General features: G+C 70.0%; 19 protein-coding genes. 9 read left to right on the forward strand and 10 right to left on the reverse strand.

What is annotated here, in order from left to right; translation table 11 throughout:
- The first annotated feature begins 579 nt into the window (after positions 1-579).
- Positions 580-744, forward strand: coding sequence for a hypothetical protein (locus AB0H53_RS03970; RefSeq protein WP_362106727.1), 165 nt, complete (start codon positions 580-582; stop codon positions 742-744).
- A gap of 107 nt (positions 745-851) precedes the next feature.
- On the opposite strand, the gene AB0H53_RS03975 is transcribed toward AB0H53_RS03970, so the two are convergent.
- Both AB0H53_RS03975 and AB0H53_RS03980 read right to left on the reverse strand, forming a co-directional pair.
- The gene (locus AB0H53_RS03975; RefSeq protein WP_362106730.1) at positions 852-1,274 is read right to left on the reverse strand and encodes a heme-binding protein; all 423 of its coding nucleotides are present in this window, start codon (positions 1,272-1,274) and stop codon (positions 852-854) included.
- Positions 1,275-1,296: 22 nt separating this feature from the next.
- Complete coding sequence (locus AB0H53_RS03980; protein ID WP_362106733.1) at positions 1,297-2,514, reverse strand: MFS transporter; 1,218 nt, start codon at positions 2,512-2,514, stop codon at positions 1,297-1,299.
- Positions 2,515-2,651: 137 nt separating this feature from the next.
- On the opposite strand from AB0H53_RS03980, the gene AB0H53_RS03985 reads away from it, so the two are divergent.
- Positions 2,652-3,110, forward strand: a complete 459-nt coding sequence (locus AB0H53_RS03985; RefSeq protein ID WP_362106735.1) for a MarR family transcriptional regulator — start codon at positions 2,652-2,654, stop codon at positions 3,108-3,110.
- A 68-nt stretch (positions 3,111-3,178) separates the two neighbouring features.
- On the forward strand, positions 3,179-3,631 hold the full coding sequence (locus AB0H53_RS03990) for a GNAT family N-acetyltransferase (protein WP_362106738.1): 453 nt from the start codon (positions 3,179-3,181) through the stop codon (positions 3,629-3,631).
- A 20-nt stretch (positions 3,632-3,651) separates the two neighbouring features.
- Here the strand turns inward: AB0H53_RS03990 and AB0H53_RS03995 are convergent, their stop codons facing one another.
- Positions 3,652-5,031, reverse strand: a complete 1,380-nt coding sequence (locus tag AB0H53_RS03995; protein ID WP_362106741.1) for a serine hydrolase domain-containing protein — start codon at positions 5,029-5,031, stop codon at positions 3,652-3,654.
- 102 nt (positions 5,032-5,133) lie between these two features.
- Here AB0H53_RS03995 and AB0H53_RS04000 point away from each other — a divergent pair, with 102 nt between their 5' ends.
- Entirely contained in the window at positions 5,134-6,117 is a 984-nt protein-coding gene (locus AB0H53_RS04000) for a DUF3048 domain-containing protein (protein WP_362106744.1), read from the forward strand.
- A gap of 293 nt (positions 6,118-6,410) precedes the next feature.
- On the opposite strand, the gene AB0H53_RS04005 is transcribed toward AB0H53_RS04000, so the two are convergent.
- A complete protein-coding gene (locus AB0H53_RS04005; protein ID WP_362106747.1) occupies positions 6,411-7,613 on the reverse strand; it encodes an MFS transporter in 1,203 nt (400 codons plus the stop codon).
- A gap of 86 nt (positions 7,614-7,699) precedes the next feature.
- Between AB0H53_RS04005 and AB0H53_RS04010 the strand changes: the two genes are divergently transcribed.
- Positions 7,700-8,158 carry a helix-turn-helix domain-containing protein gene (locus tag AB0H53_RS04010; protein ID WP_362106750.1) on the forward strand — a complete coding sequence of 153 codons (459 nt, stop codon included), beginning with the start codon at positions 7,700-7,702 and terminating at the stop codon, positions 8,156-8,158.
- 294 nt (positions 8,159-8,452) lie between these two features.
- On the opposite strand, the gene dnaB is transcribed toward AB0H53_RS04010, so the two are convergent.
- Entirely contained in the window at positions 8,453-9,943 is a 1,491-nt protein-coding gene (gene dnaB / locus AB0H53_RS04015) for a replicative DNA helicase (protein ID WP_362106753.1), read from the reverse strand.
- 424 nt (positions 9,944-10,367) lie between these two features.
- Here dnaB and AB0H53_RS04020 point away from each other — a divergent pair, with 424 nt between their 5' ends.
- Entirely contained in the window at positions 10,368-11,705 is a 1,338-nt protein-coding gene (locus AB0H53_RS04020) for an MATE family efflux transporter (protein ID WP_362106756.1), read from the forward strand.
- A 97-nt stretch (positions 11,706-11,802) separates the two neighbouring features.
- Here the strand turns inward: AB0H53_RS04020 and rplI are convergent, their stop codons facing one another.
- The 4 genes from rplI to rpsF all read right to left on the reverse strand — a co-directional run bounded on the left by rplI (position 11,803) and on the right by rpsF (position 13,503).
- Entirely contained in the window at positions 11,803-12,249 is a 447-nt protein-coding gene (rplI, locus tag AB0H53_RS04025) for a 50S ribosomal protein L9 (RefSeq protein ID WP_362106759.1), read from the reverse strand.
- Between the two features lie 18 nt (positions 12,250-12,267).
- Complete coding sequence (rpsR, locus tag AB0H53_RS04030; protein WP_005315025.1) at positions 12,268-12,504, reverse strand: 30S ribosomal protein S18; 237 nt, start codon at positions 12,502-12,504, stop codon at positions 12,268-12,270.
- A gap of 56 nt (positions 12,505-12,560) precedes the next feature.
- Complete coding sequence (locus AB0H53_RS04035) at positions 12,561-13,139, reverse strand: single-stranded DNA-binding protein (protein WP_362106762.1); 579 nt, start codon at positions 13,137-13,139, stop codon at positions 12,561-12,563.
- Positions 13,140-13,212: 73 nt separating this feature from the next.
- The gene (gene rpsF / locus AB0H53_RS04040) at positions 13,213-13,503 is read right to left on the reverse strand and encodes a 30S ribosomal protein S6 (RefSeq protein WP_015609864.1); all 291 of its coding nucleotides are present in this window, start codon (positions 13,501-13,503) and stop codon (positions 13,213-13,215) included.
- Positions 13,504-13,774: 271 nt separating this feature from the next.
- Between rpsF and AB0H53_RS04045 the strand changes: the two genes are divergently transcribed.
- From AB0H53_RS04045 to AB0H53_RS04055, 3 genes are all read left to right on the forward strand, one after another.
- Positions 13,775-14,089 (forward strand): hypothetical protein, encoded by a 315-nt coding sequence (locus AB0H53_RS04045; protein WP_362106764.1) that lies wholly within the window; start codon positions 13,775-13,777, stop codon positions 14,087-14,089.
- A 110-nt stretch (positions 14,090-14,199) separates the two neighbouring features.
- On the forward strand, positions 14,200-15,318 hold the full coding sequence (locus tag AB0H53_RS04050) for a peptidoglycan bridge formation glycyltransferase FemA/FemB family protein (RefSeq protein ID WP_362106767.1): 1,119 nt from the start codon (positions 14,200-14,202) through the stop codon (positions 15,316-15,318).
- A 62-nt stretch (positions 15,319-15,380) separates the two neighbouring features.
- A complete protein-coding gene (locus AB0H53_RS04055; RefSeq protein WP_362106770.1) occupies positions 15,381-16,412 on the forward strand; it encodes an alanine racemase in 1,032 nt (343 codons plus the stop codon).
- 43 nt (positions 16,413-16,455) lie between these two features.
- On the opposite strand, the gene AB0H53_RS04060 is transcribed toward AB0H53_RS04055, so the two are convergent.
- Positions 16,456-17,925: a glycosyltransferase 87 family protein gene (locus tag AB0H53_RS04060; RefSeq protein ID WP_362106773.1), complete on the reverse strand. Its 1,470-nt coding sequence runs from the start codon at positions 17,923-17,925 to the stop codon at positions 16,456-16,458.
- Positions 17,926-18,100: the final 175 nt, after the last annotated feature.

An 18,100-nucleotide genomic window follows, 5' to 3' on the forward strand; every position in this document is an offset into this window, starting at 1 on the left:
GATCGCTGCCCGCCACACTAAACCTCGACCGCAGCCACGAATCGGGACAAGTGCGGACTGGCTGTGACATTGATAACGGCGACCGTCAGCGCAGGATGGCAGGATTGTGGACTCCGTGGGCCGAGTGTGGAAAGTCCGGCTATTCGGCCCGCATTCCCGTTAGGCTGCCTTACCGCCGCGTCCGTGAACTGGCGGCCACGGTTCGCCGGTTCATGCACCTCTCGGAGATCGCCGCCCGTATGGATATGGGTGGCAAGTCGGGACAGATGGTGGTCCGCATTGCTCGCCCCCGAGACCGCCACCGTCGCGGAGATCTTCGTAGCGGACATGGAATCACCGTAGGCGACGCACTGGCCCGTCTCCACCCCGAACTCCGCACAGAGCCGGTCCGATCTTCACTGTGGCGGCGGGGTCGGGAATCCCTTCCCGATTCACCGGCCGGGCGAATGGCACCGCCGGCCACCGCGGACCATGCGTGCCATGGGCCCCCTCCAGCAATCACCGCGTGAAGAAGTCCGGTGAGCGGGAGATGACCGCGCAATAGCGCCTTCCGTCCCGAAGTCCGCCCGGACTTCGGGAATGCCCACCGGCCAGGACGCGCCCTGGGAAGCCGGCGCCACCTGTTCCGGGGTCAGCTCCGACCACGGTTCCCTGGCCCGTACCGGAACGCGCCAACTGCCCGCGCCGCACACCGACCCGTACTTCGCGCTGCCCGGTGCTCCGGCAGCTCTGTGTTTCACGTGAAACGACGACTCGCCCCCTGGCTCGGAACTGGTCCGGGCCAGGGGGCGGAGAGCCGAAGGCGTCACCCCGGGCGCACCGTGGTGGACCCCCGGTAGCGCCCGGACCCGTTACCCGAGCGCCTCGACCGCGGCCGTGGCGAAGGCGTGGTCCTGCTCCGGCGCCCCGCCACCGACACCGATCGCGCCGACGAGGCGACCGTCCCGGTGGACAGGGACGCCACCGGCGATGAAGAGCAGCGGACGGTCCAGGGCGGTCGGAAGGGTGTGGAAGGGACCGCCGGGCTGGACGGCGTCCACCAGGTCGGCGGTCGGGGCATTGAGCTGGAGAGCGGTGAACGCCTTGCGGGTGCTGGTCTCACCGGCGATCAGCACGGCGCGGTCGTCACGGCGGAAGGCGAGCGGGTGGCCGCCCGCGTCCAGGACGGTGATGGCGACGGTGGCACCGGCTGCTTCGGCAGCGCTGCGAGCGGTGTCCACGAGGGCTTCCGCGTCCCGAGTGGTCAGCGGGGCCACGGCGGTGGCAGTGGTCATGGTGAGTCTCCGTACGTCGTTCTCAATGGTGGGCGGCTGCGGGCTCGGCGGCCGGTGCGGGGGCGGCTTTGGTGACCACCCGGCTGGTCCGCCGGCCGTCCCGGCGCTCCAGCAGGCTGGAGAGCACGGCCAGGACGAGCGCGGAGGCGGCCAGGACGGCACCGACCCAGTTGGGGGCGGTGATGCCCAGCCCGGCCGCGATGACGATTCCGCCGAGCCAGGCGGAGAGGGCGTTGCCGAGGTTGAAGGCGCCGATGTTGACGGCTGAGGCCAGCGTGGGCGCACCGGACGCCTGGTCCAGGACCCGCTTCTGCAACGGCGGTACGGTCGCGAACCCCAGCGCGCCGATCAGGGTGATGCTGACCGCTGCGGCGATCTTGTGGTGCGCGGTCACCGTGAACAGGGCCAGCACGAGGGCGAGGGCACCCAGCGACACGTACAGCAGCGGCATCAGCCTGCGATCGGCGTACTTGCCGCCGATGAGGTTGCCCCCGACCATGCCCAGCCCGAACAGGACCAGCAGCCAGGTGACGGAGCCTTCGGCGTAGCCGGCGGCCTCGGTCATCATGGGCGCGATGTAGGTGATGGCGGCGAAGACCCCACCGAAGCCGAGCACGGTCATCGCCATGGCCAGGAGGACCTGGACGTTGCGGAACGCGGCGATCTCGTGGCGGAGCCGAACGCCTTCGGGCTTCGGCATGTCGGGCACGAGCTTGGCGATCCCCGCCAGGCCGGCCACACCGAGGGCGGCGACGATGAAGAAGGTCGTCCGCCAGCCCAGACTCTGACCGACCAGGGTGCCCATGGGTACGCCGACGACATTGGCGACGGTCAGGCCGGTGAACATCATGGCGATGGCGCCGGCCTTCTTCTCCGGGGCGACCAGGTCGGCGGCGACGACGGACCCGATGCCGAAGAACGCGCCATGGGCGAGGGAGGCGACCACCCGGCCGGTGAGCATGAGGCCGAAGCCGGGTGCTACCGCGGACATCAGGTTGCCGACGACGAACAACCCCATCAGGACCATCAGCATGCGCTTGCGGGAGAACCTGGTGCCCAGGACCGTCATGATCGGAGCGCCCAGGACCACCCCCAGGGCGTAGCCGGTCACCAGCAGGCCGGCGGTGGGGATGGAGACTCCGTAGTCGCTGGCGACCTGGGGCAGGAGTCCCATGATGACGAACTCGGTCGTTCCGATACCGAACGCCCCGATGGCCAGGGCGAGGAGCGCGAGCGGCATGGAGGGTTGCCTTTCCCAAGAAGATTGCTTCTGCGCCTTACGAGCGTCGACAATAATTGCAGACGCGGGCTAAATGCAAGCGCGGGCTATTGCAGGGGTCGTCTATCCTGGGACAAGCGGACCGAAGGGGAGACCTCATGGCAGCGACAGACCCGGCACTCACTGCCCTGTCCCAGGGCTGGTGCGCTCTCTCCCTGCTGCACGGGAGGATCGAGTCGCACATCGAGAAGGCTTTGGAGGCCGAGCACGGGCTGAGCGTGCGCGAGTACTCGCTGCTCGACGTCCTCAGCCGGCAGCACCACGGCCCGGGTGGCCACCTGCAGATGAAGCAGGTGGCCGACGCCGTCGTCCTCAGCCAGAGCGCCACCACCCGCCTGGTGACGCGGCTCGAGGACCGCGGCCTGCTGACCCGCTACCTCTGCCCGACCGATCGCCGCGGCATCTACACCGATGTCAGCGAAGCCGGCTTGGCCCTGCTCGCCGAGGCCCGGCCGACCAATGACGCCGCGCTGCGCGAAGCCCTCGACGAGGCCGCGAAGAACCCGGAGCTCGCCCCCCTGGTCAGGGCGGTCGAGGAACTGCGCGTTCCCGCCTGACCACCGGCCGGGCCCGGCCCGGGGCAGCCCGGGGCGGCGGGGTCTTGCGCTGGGCTAGCCTGCCCACCATGAGTGATCTTGAGATCCGGCCGGCGGTCCGCACCGACCTTCCGGCGATCGTGGCGCTGCTGGCCGACGATCCGCTGGGCGCCCAGAGGGAATCGCCCGACGACCTCACGCCGTACGCCGCCGCTTTCGAGCGGCTGACGGGCGATCCCCATCAGCGTCTGGTCGTCGCGATACGCGGTGACCGGGTGGTGGGCACGCTTCAGCTCACCATCGTCCCCGGGTTGTCCCGCCGTGGCGCCACTCGCTCGATCATCGAGGGAGTACGGGTCCACGCCGACGAGCGCGGCACCGGGCTCGGCACCGAGCTCGTGGAGTGGGCCATCGCCGAGTCCCGGCGAGAGGACTGCCAGTTGGTCCAGCTGACATCCGACGTCACCCGTACCGACGCCCACCGCTTCTACGAGCGGCTGGGCTTCGTGGCGTCCCACAGGGGGTTCAAGCTGGGCCTCTGAGGTGTTTCACGTGAAACACCTCAGGAGCCGCCTCGCCAGCCGCCCTCCGCGACACCGCCGGGTACCGCTTCCCCCTCCTCGTACGGCTCCCGTGTGAAGACGAAGGAGCCCAGGTCGAGGTGGCTCACGGACCCGTCTTGGCGCCGTACCACCCTCAGCGTCTCCCCCGCGTAGTAGCCGTCCAGTCCGGTCCACGTGCCGTCCGGCCGGGCCCGGAAGCGGGACCGGCGGCCCTGCCCCCGCAGGGGGTGGAGCTCCACCCCACCCTCCGCCGCCAGGCGCAGTACATAGGAGTACGTCCCCCAGTACCAGGGGCCCGTCAGCTCCAGCAGTGCCGGATCCACCTCGGGCAGCGGACGCCAGGCGGCGGGCAGGCGCGGTTCGGCGTCGGCCACGATCCGTACCAGGTCACCGGCGACCGCTCCGGGCACGAGTCCGGAGGTGACGTTGGCCAGCGCGACCCCGGCGACCCCGTCCGCCACACTCACCCACATCCCGACGAGGAAGCCCGGGAGGGAACCGCTGTGCCCGGCCAGCGTGCGGCCGTCCCGGCGCGTCAACTGCATCCCCAGGCCGTAGCCCGTGTCCCAGTCCTCCGCATCCGGCGGCACGGCGGGCGCGCGCATCTCGCGCAGGGACCGCGCGCCCAGTACCCGGTCATCGCCTTCCACCAGGAAGCAGGCGAACCGGCAGAGATCCGCCGCCGTAGACCAGAGCTGCCCCGCCGGGGCCATCAGCCCCAGGTCCTCGGCCGGCTCCGGCAGCAGCACATCGGCCCATGGATGCACCGCCCAGCCTGCGGCGTACGGCGGCACGGGCTGGGTGGTCGTACGGTCCAGGCCCAGCGGCTCCAGGACCTCCACCCGCAACGCCTCCTCCCACGACACCCCTCGCACCGCTGCGACCAGCGAACCGAGCAGCGTGTAACCAGGATTGGAGTAGTGGTGGCGGCGCCCCGCCGGATGCAGCAGCGGCCGTTCCCCGAGCACATCGGAGATTCCCGGACGCGTCGAGCCGGGCATCCGCTCCCACCAGGGGCCGGGTGGCTCGGCCGTCAGCCCCGCGCTGTGTGCGAGGAGTTGGGCGACGGTGACCTCTCCCACCCCCGTCCCGGGCACATGCGTCTCCAGCCGGTCCTCCAGATCCAGCAGGCCGTCGTCCCGCAGTCGCATCACCAGGACGGCGGTGAACGTCTTGGTGATGGAGCCGATCCGGTACTGGGTGTGGGCGTCCGGCAGGTGCCCGTCGGTGCCGCCGCGTGCCCCCGCCCAGACCAGGCGGCCGTCCCGGGCCACCGCGCCGACGACGGACGGCGCCCGCCCTTCGGCCTGTGCGGTGGCCACCCGGTGCCACAGGGCCCGTTCGGTGCTCGGGAGGAGTTCTTCGAAGGATGACGTCATGCCCCAGGACTACCGTTGCGGATCAGCCCCGTCGAGTCCGGGTCCGCCGGCACTGTCCCCGCTCCCCTTTCCGTGGTGCACTGGTGGCGAGGAGCGGGGCCGATGAGTGCGAAGTGCAGGCCGGGACCGGGCGGCGCGACAGTCGCCTTGGCGGCGTGCGCCGCACTGCTCGCCGGCCTCGTCGGCTGCTCGGCGACCGGCCCGAACGGGATGAGCCCCGCTTCCCCCGGCCGGGAGGGCGTCTCACCGTTCACCGGGCTACCGGCCCGTTCCGGCCCGGTGCTCGCCGTGAAGATCGACAACGTCCGGCCGGCGCGGCCGCACACCGGTCTGGACGCAGCCGACCTGGTCTATGTCGAACAGGTCGAAGCCGGACAGAGCCGCATCCTCGCGGTCTTCTCCTCCCGGCAGCCGCCCCAGGTGGGTCCGGTGCGCAGCGCACGTGAGTCGGACCTGGAACTCCTCCGCCAGTTCGGCCGCCCGGCGCTCGCCTACTCCGGTGCCCAGTCGGCCCTGAAACCCCTCATCGGAGCGGCACCGTTGTTCGCCCTCCCCCCGGAGAAGGCCCCTCGGGCGTTCTTCCGCGAGCCCGGCCGCCCGGCCCCCCACAACCTGTACCTGCGCCCCGACCGCGCCCTGGCCGCCGCTCCGGAGGCGGACACGGCCAAGGACATCGGCTTCCGCTTCGGCCCCGCTCCGGCGGGCGGCACACCGCTCGACGAGCACACGGTGCGCTTCCCGGCGGCCCGGTTCACCTTCACCTGGTCCGCCGGCGACAAGCGGTGGCTGGTGTCCATGGACGGCGCCCCGGCACGGACCACGGACGGCCGGCGGATGGGCGCGCCCACGGTGGTGGTGCAGGACGTCGAGGTCCGCCCCTCGGCGTTCCGGGACCGCTGGGGCAGCGTCTCGCCCTACACCCGGACCACCGGCTCGGGTAAGGCTCTCGTCCTGCGCGACGGCAGGAGCCATGCCGCCCACTGGAGCCGTCCCTCGGCCGATCACGGCACCTCGTTCACCACTCCCGCCGGCCGGCCGCTCAACTTCGCCACCGGCCAGGTGTGGGTGGTCCTCACCGCCCGCTGACCACCGTCCGCCGACGGTCCGCCGACCGTCCGCCGGCCGGGGACGGACCGCGTGGAGCCCGGCGGGTCAGTCCGTGGCGGCTTCCGTGGCGCTCAGCCCGCCGAACACCCGGCCGGCGGTCTCCTGCTCCTCGTCCGTCCCGAGATCCCCCAGGTAGGCGGTACCAGGGCCTTGCGGCCGGCGCGGGCGCGGGAGCCTGAGCACTCCCACGGCGGCGGTTCCGGCAGCGCTCGGCGTCCGGCATGAGATCCGGCACCGGGAGCCGCTATCCCGTCGACTTGTAGGTCATCACCTCACGTGGCACGCGCCGACGTTGTGTACCTGCCGTGTCTCGCGATGTCGAGGGGAACTCGCCTGTTCGTCGCCCAGACGGCCAGCGCACAGACCGCGAATCCTGCCCCGAGGAGACTGGAGCCCGTCCAGCCGTGGATGGTGAAGACGGCAGTGGTCGCGGCGGCGCCGAGGGCGGAGCCGAGTGAGTAGAAGACCATGTAGGCGCCGATGACGCTGCTGGTGCGCTCCGGATGCGCGGTGGTGAGCACGTGCTGGTTGCTCACATGTACGGCCTGGACCGCGAAGTCAAGGGCCACTATTCCGACGATGAGGAGTCCCAGGGTCCAAGGAAGCTGCGCGATCGCTGCCCACGAGAGGACGAGCAGGACAAGCGCGAGGCCGGCCACCTGAGTCGCCCGTCCTGCATCCGCCCAGCGTCCCGCGCGCGCAGCACCGAGGGCGCCGGCGAGACCCGCGATGCCGAACAGCCCGACCTGGCTTTCGCTCAGATGCCATGGTGCGTCCGCAAGCGGCAGGGACAGCCCGCTCCACAGTGTTCCGAAGGATGCGAACAGGAAGAACGCGATGAGCCCCCGCGTCAGCAACAGGCGCTGACCGAGGAGCCCGCCAAGTGAAACGACGGCCTGCCTGTACCCCACAGGCCGGCTGGGACGTTCCTCCGGCGGCAGAGCGACGAGAACGAGAAACGCGAGCCCGAGCGAGAGCACCGCCAGCACGACATAGATGCTCCGCCAGCCCCATACATTGGCGAGCGTGCCGGTGACGACCCGCGCGCCCAGGATGCCGACCACAACACCCGAGGTCACGACACCAATGCTTCGTCCGCGCTCGGCAGGCGGCGAGATCGACGCGGCATAAGCCACCGTGGTCTGTACGACGACCGCGAACAACCCGGCCACCGCGAGCCCCGCGAACGCCATCCATGCGGCTGACGCCGAAGCCGTAAGGATCATGACCGTTGCGGTGATCGCCAGGTGCACGGTGATGAGCCGGCGCCTGTCGACGACCACATCGCCGAGCGGCACCAGCAGCACCAGCCCTGCCAGGTAGCCGAACTGACCGGTCGCAACGATCCACCCCGTGTGCGCCGCCGGCACACCGAGATCCCGTCCCATCGGCTCGAGAACCGGCTGCGCGGCATAGATGCTGGCTACAGCGACGCCACACACCGCCGCGAGCAGAAGCCGTCGCCACACGTCCATCGCACCCCACCCCAATCAGTAGCGAATCACAACTGTTTGGACGGTAGGGCATGCTGGTTTCAATTCGCAACTCATTGAGAGGTGTCATGTCGCGCCCCACCACGCGCGCCCCGAAGCTCGACTGGACCGACCCCGACTGCCCCGTCGCCCGCACACTCGACCTCGTCGGCGACCGATGGAGCCTTCTTGTCATCCGCGACGCGATGGACGGGGCGCGATCGTTCACCGAGTTCCAGCGACGTACCGGTATCGCCCGCAACATCCTCACCGAGCGCCTGCGCAAGCTCACCGCTCATGGGCTCCTCGCCCAGCGCACAGCGCCGTCGGGCCGCCGTCAGGAATACGTGCTCACCGGCGCCGGCCGCGACCTCTTCCCCGTCATCCTCACCATGCGGCAGTGGGGGGAACGCCACGCCTTCGCTCCCGGCGAAGCGCACTCCACCCTGGTCGATGAGCACGGCACCCCCGTACCGGAAATCGTCCCGACCGGCGCCGACGGCACTCCCCTGGATACCGGGACCACCCACGTGCGGAAGACCCGATAGAAGGCGACTTCGGGCATCTGCCGAGCTCACGGGCACCAGCCGCATCCAGCAGTCGACGAGGGCCTGCCGTCGATCCGAGGACCTGTCCGACGAGTTCAGCGAACTGGTGCAGGAATCCATCCACGACGGCGGCTCACCGTCACGTCCTCAGCCGGTCCGATCTCCACGATCCACCCCCGCCGGCCACTCAGCTCGACACGACGACGGTCGCACCGGACAGGTACTGGGCAGGCGGAGTTCAGGGGCACCACCTGATCGGGTGATGCCCCTGACCTGCGGTTCTACGGCTCACTGTCAGGTCTGCGCCATGTCCACGAAGCGTGAGTAGTGGCCCTGGAAGGCGACCGTGATCGTCGCGGTCGGGCCGTTACGGTGCTTGGCCACGATCAGGTCCGCCTCACCCGCGCGGGGGGACTCCTTCTCGTAGGCGTCCTCACGGTGCAGCAGGATCACCATGTCCGCGTCCTGCTCGATGGACCCGGACTCACGCAGGTCGGAGACCATCGGCTTCTTGTCCGTCCGCTGCTCCGGGCCACGGTTCAGCTGGGAGAGCGCGATCACCGGGAGCTCCAGCTCCTTCGCCAGCAGCTTCAGGTTTCGGGACATGTCCGAGACCTCCTGCTGGCGGCTCTCGGCGCGCTTGGAGCCGCCCGACTGCATCAGCTGGAGGTAGTCGATGACGACCAGCTTCAGGTTGTTCCGCTGCTTCAGCCGACGGCACTTCGCCCGGATCTCCATCATCGACAGGTTCGGCGAGTCGTCGATGTAGAGCGGCGCCTGCGAGACGTCCGGCATGCGCCGGGCCAGCCGCGTCCAGTCCTCGTCCGTCATCGTGCCGGAGCGCATGTGGTGCAGCGCCACCCGCGCCTCCGCCGACAGCAGGCGCATCGCGATCTCGTTCCGACCCATTTCCAGCGAGAAGATCACGCTGGGCAGGTTGTTCTTGATGGAGCAGGCCCGGGCGAAGTCCAGTGCCAGCGTCGACTTGCCCATGGCGGGACGGGCCGCGATCACGATCATCTGGCCGGGGTGCAGACCGTTCGTCAGCGAGTCGAAGTCCGTGAAGCCGGTCGGCACACCGGTCATCTCGCCACTTCGGGACCCGATCGCCTCGATCTCGTCGAGCGCGCCCTCCATGATGTCGCCCAGCGGCAGGTAGTCCTCGCTGGTGCGCTGCTCGGTGACGGCGTAGATCTCGGCCTGGGCCGAGTTGACGATCTCGTCGACGTCGCCGTCTGCGGCGTATCCCATCTGCGTGATCTTGGTGCCGGCCTGCACCAGCCTCCGCAGCACCGCCCGCTCGTGGACGATCTCCGCGTAGTACGAGGCGTTCGCAGCGGTCGGCACCGACTGGACCAGCGTGTGCAGGTACGGCGCCCCGCCGACCCGGGTGATCTCACCGCGCTTGGTCAGCTCGGCGCCCACCGTGATGGGGTCGGCAGGCTCGCCCTTGGCGTACAGGTCGAGGATCGCCTGGTAGATCGTCTCGTGCGCCGGCTTGTAGAAGTCCTGGCCCTTGATGATCTCCACGACGTCCGCGATGGCGTCCTTGGAGAGCAGCATGCCGCCGAGCACGGACTGCTCCGCGTCCAGGTCCTGCGGGGGAACCCGCTCGAAGCCGCCCGTCCCGCTGTCCCACGGCCCGCCGTCACTGCCCCGCTCGTGCTGGTCGTCACGGCTCCTGCCGCGGCCCCGGCCCTCGCCGACGCGCTGACGGGTGACGGGCAGGTGGTCGCTGGGACCGGCCTCGGTCCAGGGGTCGTCCAAGGGCTCAGGAATGCTCACCGGCCCACCTCCTCCCGTCCGCTCCGCGGACCTCGCCGTGCCACTCTTTCTACGGCACGACACTGACAAAACGAGAGGCTCAACTCCGCTTCTGCGCGCGTCGAGCGCCGGACCACGGTAGGCCCGCGGGCACCGTCAGCCAATCTGGTTATCCACAGGGCCTGTGGGTGAAGACCCAGATGCTGTGGAGAACCCCTCGGAACCTGTGCACGGACCGGGGGACAGGCGTGTGGACAAACTCATAGCCAACCCACCGCACCCCGCCTGACCTGCACCTTTTCCGTCCACCGGCTGTGGGGGAGAAAAACTTTCCCGACCGGGCCAAGATCAGAGCAAACAGCGCACCGCCGAAGCCCCGCCACGCCTGAGCGTAAGGACTGCAATGGCATTGCATCTCTTACCTGTGGAAGATTGGATTGAGCTCATGACCCAGGCCTCCCCGCGACCCACGAGCGTCCGCCGACAGCACGACCGCGAGATCATCGCCCTCGCCCTCCCGGCATTCGGCGCCCTCGTCGCGGAGCCGCTCTTCCTGATGGTGGACAGCGCCGTCATCGGGCACCTGGGGACTCCGCAGCTGGCCGGTCTGGCCGTCGCCGCCGCCCTGCTCTCCACCGCCGTGAGCGTCTTCGTCTTCCTCGCCTACGCCACCACGGCGGCGGTCGCCCGCCGGGTGGGCGCCGGCGACCTCTCCGCCGCCATTCGCCAGGGCATGGACGGAATCTGGCTCGCCCTGTTCCTGGGCCTCGCCGTGGTCGCCGTCACCCTGCCCACAGCGCCCCGGCTGGTCGAGCTCTTCGGCGCGTCCGGCACCGCCGCGCCCTACGCCACCACCTATCTGCGTGTCTCCAGCCTCGGCATACCCGCGATGCTCGTGGTCCTGGCCGCCACCGGGGTCCTGCGGGGCCTGCAGAACACCAGGACGCCGCTGTACGTCGCCATCGCCGGCTTCACCGCCAACGCCGCGCTCAATGTGGGACTCGTCTACGGCGCCGGCCTCGGTATCGCCGGTTCCGCCTGGGGCACGGTGATCGCCCAGTGCGGGATGGCCGCCGCCTACCTGTTCGTCGTGGTACGGGGAGCGAGGCGGCATGGTGCCCCGCTGCGACCCGACATCGCGGGGATCAAGGCCAGCGCCCAGGCCGGGGTGCCGCTGCTGGTCCGTACCCTTTCGCTGCGCGCCGTGATGCTGATCGCCACCGCGGTCGCGGCCCGGCTCGGTGACGCCGACGTCGCCGCCCATCAGATCATCCTGTCCCTGTGGAGCCTGATGGCCTTCGCACTGGACGCGATCGCCATCGCGGGCCAGGCCATCATCGGCCGCTACCTGGGCGCCGACGACGCCGATGGGGCCCGGCGGGTCTGCCGGCGCATGGTGCAGTGGGGGATCGTGTCCGGCCTGGTGCTCGGTGCGCTGATCATGCTGGCGCGCCCGGTGTTCATCCCCTTGTTCACGGCGGACCGTACGGTGCAGGACACCCTGCTCCCCGCGCTTCTGGTGGTGGCCTTCTCGCAGCCGATCGCCGGGGTGGTGTTCGTGCTGGACGGGGTGCTGATGGGCGCCGGCGACGGCCCCTACCTGGCCGGTGCCATGGTGGTGACGCTGGCGGTCTTCGCCCCGGTCGCCCTGCTGGTACCGGTGCTCGGCGGCGGACTCACCGCGCTGTGGTGGGCCATGGCGCTGATGATGACAGTCCGGATGCTGACCCTCTGGCTGCGGATGCGCTCGGGGCGCTGGGCGGTGACGGGTGCGTCGCGCTGAGCGCCCCGTCCGCGTTTCACGTGAAACATGGCGAAGGGGCCGCACCTTCCGGTGCGGCCCCTCACCCTGCTGAACGCAGTACTGCTGAGAGCTGCGCTTACGCGGCGACGACCTCGACGCCGAGCTTCGCGGCGACCTCGGGGTGCAGACGCACGGACACCTGGTGCGAGCCCAGGGTCTTGATCGGCGAACCGAGCTCGACACGGCGCTTGTCGACCTCCGGGCCACCGGCGGACTTGATCGCCGAGGCGATGTCAGCCGGGGTCACGGAACCGAAGAGGCGGCCGGCGTCGCCGGAGCGAACAGCCAGACGCACCTGGACGGACTCGAGCTTGGCCTTGACCTCGTTGGCCTGCTCGATGGTCGCGATCTCGTGGATCTTGCGGGCGCGGCGGATCTGCGCCACGTCCTTCTCGCCGCCCTTGGTCCAGCGGATCGCGAAACCGCGCGGGACCAGGTAGTTGCGGGCGTATCCGTCCTTGACGTCGACGACGTCGCCGGCGGCACCGAGGCCAGAGACCTCGTGGGTGAGGATGATCTTCATGTTGTGGTCACCCTTCCCTTATCGCGCGGTGGACGTGTAGGGCAGCAGCGCCATCTCACGGCTGTTCTTGACGGCCGTGGCGACGTCACGCTGGTGCTGCGTGCAGTTGCCGGTAACGCGGCGGGCACGGATCTTGCCGCGGTCGGAAATGAACTTCCGCAGCATGTTCGTGTCCTTGTAGTCCACGTACGCGGTCTTGTCCTTGCAGAATGCGCAGACCTTCTTCTTCGGCTTGCGCACAGGCGGCTTCGCCATGGTGTATCTCCTGTGTGATCAAGAAGTGGGGTTACGAGCTGCCCCTCGGGGTGTCCCTAGAAGGGGGGCTCGTCCGAGTAGCCGCCGCCGGAGCTGCCGCCCCAGCCGCCTCCGCCGCCGCCCTGCTGCTGGCCACCGGTGGCCGGCGCGCTGGTCGCCCACGGATCGTCGGCGGGTGCACCGCCGCCGCTCTGCGGGGCGCCACCCGGGGCTCCGCCCCAGTTGCCGCCGCCCTGCTGGCCCCCGCCGTAGCCACCCTGGCCACCGCGGCCGGTGGTCTTGGTGACCTTGGCCGTGGCGTTCTTGAGACTGGGGCCGACTTCCTCGACGTCCAGCTCGAAGACCGTGCGCTTGACGCCCTCGCGGTCCTCGTAGGACCGCTGCTTCAGTCGGCCCTGCACGACGACGCGCATGCCGCGCTGAAGCGACTCGGCGACGTTCTCAGCCGCCTGGCGCCAGACCGAGCAGGTGAGGAACAGGCTCTCGCCGTCCTTCCACTCGTTGGTCTGACGGTCGAAGGTGCGGGGAGTGGACGCGACGCGGAACTTCGCGACCGCCGCACCGGACGGGGTGAAGCGCAGCTCGGGGTCGTCGACAAGATTGCCGACGACCGTGATGACGGTCTCGCCTGCCATGGGGAACCTCTCGGCGGGATTGCTTCTGGCTGCTTGCTGCTACTCGGACCCGATGACCTACTGAGCTACGAGCTCAGTGGATCTCGGGACGGAGGACCTTGGTCCGGAGGACCGACTCGTTCAGGTTCATCTGGCGGTCGAGCTCCTTGACGACCGCAGGCTCGGCCTGCAGGTCGATGACCGAGTAGATGCCCTCGGGCTTCTTCTTGATCTCGTAAGCGAGACGACGACGGCCCCAGGTGTCGACCTTCTCGACCTTTCCGTTGCCCTCACGGACGACGGAGAGGAAGTTCTCGATCAGCGGGGAGACAGCGCGCTCCTCGAGATCGGGGTCGAGGATGACCATCACCTCGTAGTGACGCATGTGGAACCCACCTCCTTTGGACTCAGCGGCCACGGTCGTTCCGTGGCAGGAGGGTCGTGATGCGTGAGCAACGGTATCGGCCGCCACTGACAATCACCCCCGGCGAACGGGGGCCGTGTTCTGGGCATGGGCAGACACCGGTGCAGACCGTACAGACTACCCGTACACCGGCTTCCGGTTGAAATCCGGTGGCCAGGGGCCGCAATCTGTACGCATCGGGTGCGGGCGGCGCTACGATGCGCCGCCTTCCGGCTCAGCCAGGAGGTACCTCATGGCCCAGGTATTCCACCGTCACCCCTCCTCGTCCCTCTTCGCCTCGGACGGCAAGCCCCATCCGCTCCAGGACACGCTGATGGCGGTGACCCTGGCGCTGGGCGTCATCGCCTTCATCACGGCCCAGTTCCACAGCCTCCACCTGATCAGCTCCTGGGCGGGCCTGGTGGGCATCGTCACGGGCGCGTACGGCCAGTACATCTCCGAGACCACCCGTGAACGCACCCTGCTGATCATCGGCATGGGCGCGTCCGCGATCGGTTTCGGCCTGGGAATGGCCCACGGCGGCCTCTTCGGCGGCCTGCTCGGCTAGGCCCTCCCGGCGTACGGCCAGTCGGGGCGCTCCTCGGGTGCCAGTAGGCTTCGGCGCGAGAGCCGGAGCCCCTGTACCCATGGGGACACACCTGCCGAGGAGCGCCCCGCATGAGCCTGACCCTGAGGACCATCAGCCGAGAGCAGCATCTGGCGTACATCCAGAGCCTGCCCGCGGCGAGTCACTGCCAGGTCCCGGCATGGGCGGATGTGAAGACCGAGTGGCGTTCGGAGAGCCTGGGCTGGTTCGACAGGAGCGGTGAGCTCGTCGGCGCGGGCCTGGTGCTGTACCGCCAGTTGCCGAAGATCAAGCGTTACCTCGCGTACCTGCCCGAGGGCCCGGTGATCAACTGGTACGCGCCCAACCTGGACGAGTGGCTCCAGCCGATGCTGGCGCACCTCAAGGAGCAGGGCGCCTTCTCGGTGAAGATGGGCCCGCCGGTCGTCATCCGCCGCTGGGACGCCGCCGCCATCAAGTCCGGCATCCAGGACCCGGACGTCAAGCGCCTGCGCGACGTGCAGGCCACCCACGTCGAGCCGCGCGCCTTCGAGGTCTCCGACCGGCTTCGCCGGATGGGATGGCAGCAGGGCGAGGACGGCGGCGCCGGTTTCGGCGACGTCCAGCCGCGCTACGTCTTCCAGGTGCCGCTTGCCGACCGCTCGCTGGACGACGTCCTCAAGGGCTTCAACCAGCTGTGGCGGCGCAACATCAAGAAGGCCGAGAAGGCCGGCGTCGAGGTCGTCCAGGGCGGTTACGAGGACCTGGCCGAATGGCAGCGGCTGTACGAGATCACCGCCGTACGCGACCGCTTCCGGCCGCGCCCCCTGTCGTACTTCCAGCGCATGTGGACGGTGCTCAACAACGAGGACCCCAACCGCATGCGGCTGTACTTCGCCCGCCACAACGGCGTGAACCTGTCGGCGGCCACCATGCTCGTCGTCGGCGGGCACGTCTGGTACTCCTACGGCGCGTCCGACAACATCGGCCGCGAGGTCCGCCCCTCCAACGCGATGCAGTGGCGGATGCTGCGCGACGCCTACGCCATGGGCGCGACCGTCTACGACCTGCGGGGAATCTCCGACTCCCTGGACGAGACCGACCACCTCTTCGGCCTGATCCAGTTCAAGGTGGGTACGGGCGGCGAGGCGGTCGAGTACATCGGCGAGTGGGACTTCCCGCTCAACAAGCTGCTGCACAAGGCGCTGGACATGTACATGTCCCGGCGTTGACGGTTCCCAGTCCTCTGCTCACTCCTGACACACCGCAGCCACAGAAAGGTTCCGGGCCGGCCATGGCGCTCTCCCTCTACGTCGACACCGCTCGCTGGCGGGCGCACCAGAAGTCCGTGATCGACCAGTTCCCAGGCATGGTGCCGGTCTGCAAGGGCAACGGATACGGATTCGGTCACGAGCGGCTCTCGGAGGAGGCCTCCCGTCTCGGCGCCGACATGCTGGCCGTGGGCACCACCTACGAAGCGGCCCGGATCAAGGACTGGTTCGGCGGCGACCTGCTCGTCCTCACCCCGTTCCGGCGGGGCGAGGAACCGGTTCCGCTGCCGGACCGGGTGGTCCGCTCGGTCTCCTCGGTGGACGGGGTCCACGCCCTGGTCGGCGCCCGGGTCGTCATCGAGTGCATGAGCTCGATGAAGCGGCACGGGATCAGCGAGCAGGACCTCGGCCGGCTGCACGCCGCCATCGAGGACGTACGCCTGGAGGGCTTCGCGCTCCACCTGCCGCTGGACCGCACGGACGGCTCGGACGCCGTCGACGAGGTCATCGGCTGGATGGACCGGCTGCGCGCCGCCAGGCTGCCGCTGCACACCATGTTCGTCAGCCACCTGCGCGCCGAGGAGCTGGCGCGGCTGCAGCAGCAGTTCCCGCAGACCCGGTTCCGGGCGCGCATCGGTACGCGGCTGTGGCTGGGCGACCACGAGGCGACCCAGTACCGGGGCGCCGTCCTGGACGTCACCCGCGTGGCCAAGGGCGAGCGGTTCGGCTACCGCCAGCAGCGCACCGCCTCCGAGGGCTGGCTGGTCGTCGTCGCCGGCGGCACCTCGCACGGGGTCGGCCTGGAGGCCCCGAAGGCGATGCACGGCGTGATGCCGCGCGCCAAGGGTGTGGCCAGGGCGGGCCTGGCGACGGTCAACCGGAACCTGTCGCCGTTCGTATGGGCGGGCAAGCAGCGCTGGTTCGCCGAGCCGCCGCACATGCAGGTGTCGATCCTGTTCGTCCCGTCGGACGCGCAGGAGCCGAAGGTCGGCGACGAGCTGGTGGCCCACCTGCGGCACACCACCACCCAGTTCGACCGGCTGGTGGACCGCTAGGGCCGGTCTCCCCGCCCCATGGCCCCCGGCCCCGGCCGGGGGCTCACTCCCGTACACCCCACTCCACACGCGCCCCCTGAGCGGCGTGTGCGGTGTGCTGTGACGAGCGGGCGGCCCGCCCGAGGACGAAGACGTCCTCGGCGCCGTCCAGGACGCCACCGGACGGGTCGTCCGAGCCGTCCCGGCGCACCCCGTCCCGGTCGGGCGTCAGGATGTCCCGCACGACCATGGCGCACAGGAACAGCGTCCCGGCCAGGTGCAGGGCGATCGCGAACTGGTACCCCTCGGTCGGCAGCCCCTGCTTGTTGTCGCTGGTGGTGTACGCGAGGTACATCCAGATCCCCAGGAAGTACATGACCTCGCAGGCCTGCCACACCAGGAAGTCCCGCCAGCGCGGGCGGGCCAGGGCGGCCAGCGGGACGAGCCACAGGACGTACTGCGGCGAGTACACCTTGTTGGTCAGGATGAACGCGGCGACCACCAGGAGGGCGAGCTGCGCGAAGCGCGGGCGCCTGGGCGCGGTGAGCGCGAGCGCGGCGATGCCACCGCAGGCCAGCAGCATCAGCAGGCTCGCGTAGGTGTTGACGTCGGCGACGTCGAGGCCCTCGCCGGTGCGCTGGGTGATGATCAGCCAGAAGGATCCGAAGTCGACGTTCCGTTCCTGGCTGAAGGTGTAGAACTTCTTCCAGCCCTCCGGCGCCATCAGCATCACCGGCAGGTTGACCACCAGCCAGGAGCCCGCCGTCCCCAGCAGCGCGGCGCCGAGTTCCCGCCACTTCCCCGCCCGCCAGCACAGCACCAGCAGTGGCCCCAACAGCAGCACCGGATACAGCTTGGCGGCCGTGGCGAGGCCCAGGAGGAGCCCGAACGCGAGGGGCCGGCCCCTCGACCACAGGAGCATGGCGGCGGCCGTCAGGGCGACCGCCAGCAGGTCCCAGTTGATGGTGGCCGTGAGGGCCAGGGCGGGCGCCAGCGCGACCAGCAGGGCGTCCCAGGGGCGGTGGCGGTGCGTACGGGCGACGCAGACCACCAGGACGGCCAGGCAGACCAGCAGCATCCCGGCGTTGACCATCCAGTACATCTGCTCGCGGTGCTGCAGGTCGCCGCCGCCCGGGGTGAGCCAGGCCGCGACCTGCATGAACAAGCCGGTCAGCACCGGATACTCGAGGTACTGCATGTCCCCGGCGAGCCGGTCGAAGTACGGCACGAGCCCGTCGGCGAAACCACGCCCGATGAACAGGTGCGGCACGTCCGAGTAGCAGGCGTGGGTGTACTGCGAGCCGGAGCCGCGGAACCAGGCCCAGTTGTAGCAGGGCAGCTTCTGCACCATGCCCAGCGCGAACATGCCGATCGCCACCAGTACGACGACCCGTACGGGGGTGAGGCGGCTTCCGCCGAGCAGCGCCCAGCGGCCGATGGGCCCGCCGATCAGCTCACTGCCGGCGGCCGCGACTTCGTCCCGCCGGGTGGGGGGCACGGGCTCCTGGACGCTCGCTCTGCTCATGGCCCTCATCCTGCCGTACGGGCCTGTGGGCCCGTACGGGGCTGTGGACAACCCGGCAGCGGCCCCGGCGGGGGACCCGGCAGCGGCAACCCGGTCAGGGCCCGGCAAGGGGCTCGTGGAGGGGCCCGCGGAGGGGCGCCGGGAAGGGAGGCCCGGTCGGGACGCCCGGACGGGACGCCCGGCC

Source organism: Streptomyces sp. NPDC050856 (genome assembly GCF_040653855.1).
GTDB lineage: Bacteria > Actinomycetota > Actinomycetes > Streptomycetales > Streptomycetaceae > Streptomyces.

Excerpts from the sequence above, each read along its gene's own strand:
- AB0H53_RS03970 (WP_362106727.1), top strand. The coding sequence starts at position 580 with ATGCCCACCGGCCAGGACGCGCCCTGGGAAGCCGGCGCCACCTGTTCC.
- AB0H53_RS03975 (WP_362106730.1), bottom strand. The coding sequence starts at position 1,274 with ATGACCACTGCCACCGCCGTGGCCCCGCTGACCACTCGGGACGCGGAA.
- AB0H53_RS03980 (WP_362106733.1), bottom strand. The coding sequence starts at position 2,514 with ATGCCGCTCGCGCTCCTCGCCCTGGCCATCGGGGCGTTCGGTATCGGA.
- AB0H53_RS03985 (WP_362106735.1), top strand. The coding sequence starts at position 2,652 with ATGGCAGCGACAGACCCGGCACTCACTGCCCTGTCCCAGGGCTGGTGC.
- AB0H53_RS03990 (WP_362106738.1), top strand. The coding sequence starts at position 3,179 with ATGAGTGATCTTGAGATCCGGCCGGCGGTCCGCACCGACCTTCCGGCG.
- AB0H53_RS03995 (WP_362106741.1), bottom strand. The coding sequence starts at position 5,031 with ATGACGTCATCCTTCGAAGAACTCCTCCCGAGCACCGAACGGGCCCTG.
- AB0H53_RS04000 (WP_362106744.1), top strand. The coding sequence starts at position 5,134 with ATGAGTGCGAAGTGCAGGCCGGGACCGGGCGGCGCGACAGTCGCCTTG.
- AB0H53_RS04005 (WP_362106747.1), bottom strand. The coding sequence starts at position 7,613 with ATGGACGTGTGGCGACGGCTTCTGCTCGCGGCGGTGTGTGGCGTCGCT.
- AB0H53_RS04010 (WP_362106750.1), top strand. The coding sequence starts at position 7,700 with ATGTCGCGCCCCACCACGCGCGCCCCGAAGCTCGACTGGACCGACCCC.
- AB0H53_RS04020 (WP_362106756.1), top strand. The coding sequence starts at position 10,368 with ATGACCCAGGCCTCCCCGCGACCCACGAGCGTCCGCCGACAGCACGAC.
- rplI (WP_362106759.1), bottom strand. The coding sequence starts at position 12,249 with ATGAAGATCATCCTCACCCACGAGGTCTCTGGCCTCGGTGCCGCCGGC.
- rpsR (WP_005315025.1), bottom strand. The coding sequence starts at position 12,504 with ATGGCGAAGCCGCCTGTGCGCAAGCCGAAGAAGAAGGTCTGCGCATTC.
- AB0H53_RS04035 (WP_362106762.1), bottom strand. The coding sequence starts at position 13,139 with ATGGCAGGCGAGACCGTCATCACGGTCGTCGGCAATCTTGTCGACGAC.
- rpsF (WP_015609864.1), bottom strand. The coding sequence starts at position 13,503 with ATGCGTCACTACGAGGTGATGGTCATCCTCGACCCCGATCTCGAGGAG.
- AB0H53_RS04045 (WP_362106764.1), top strand. The coding sequence starts at position 13,775 with ATGGCCCAGGTATTCCACCGTCACCCCTCCTCGTCCCTCTTCGCCTCG.
- AB0H53_RS04050 (WP_362106767.1), top strand. The coding sequence starts at position 14,200 with ATGAGCCTGACCCTGAGGACCATCAGCCGAGAGCAGCATCTGGCGTAC.
- AB0H53_RS04055 (WP_362106770.1), top strand. The coding sequence starts at position 15,381 with ATGGCGCTCTCCCTCTACGTCGACACCGCTCGCTGGCGGGCGCACCAG.
- AB0H53_RS04060 (WP_362106773.1), bottom strand. The coding sequence starts at position 17,925 with ATGAGGGCCATGAGCAGAGCGAGCGTCCAGGAGCCCGTGCCCCCCACC.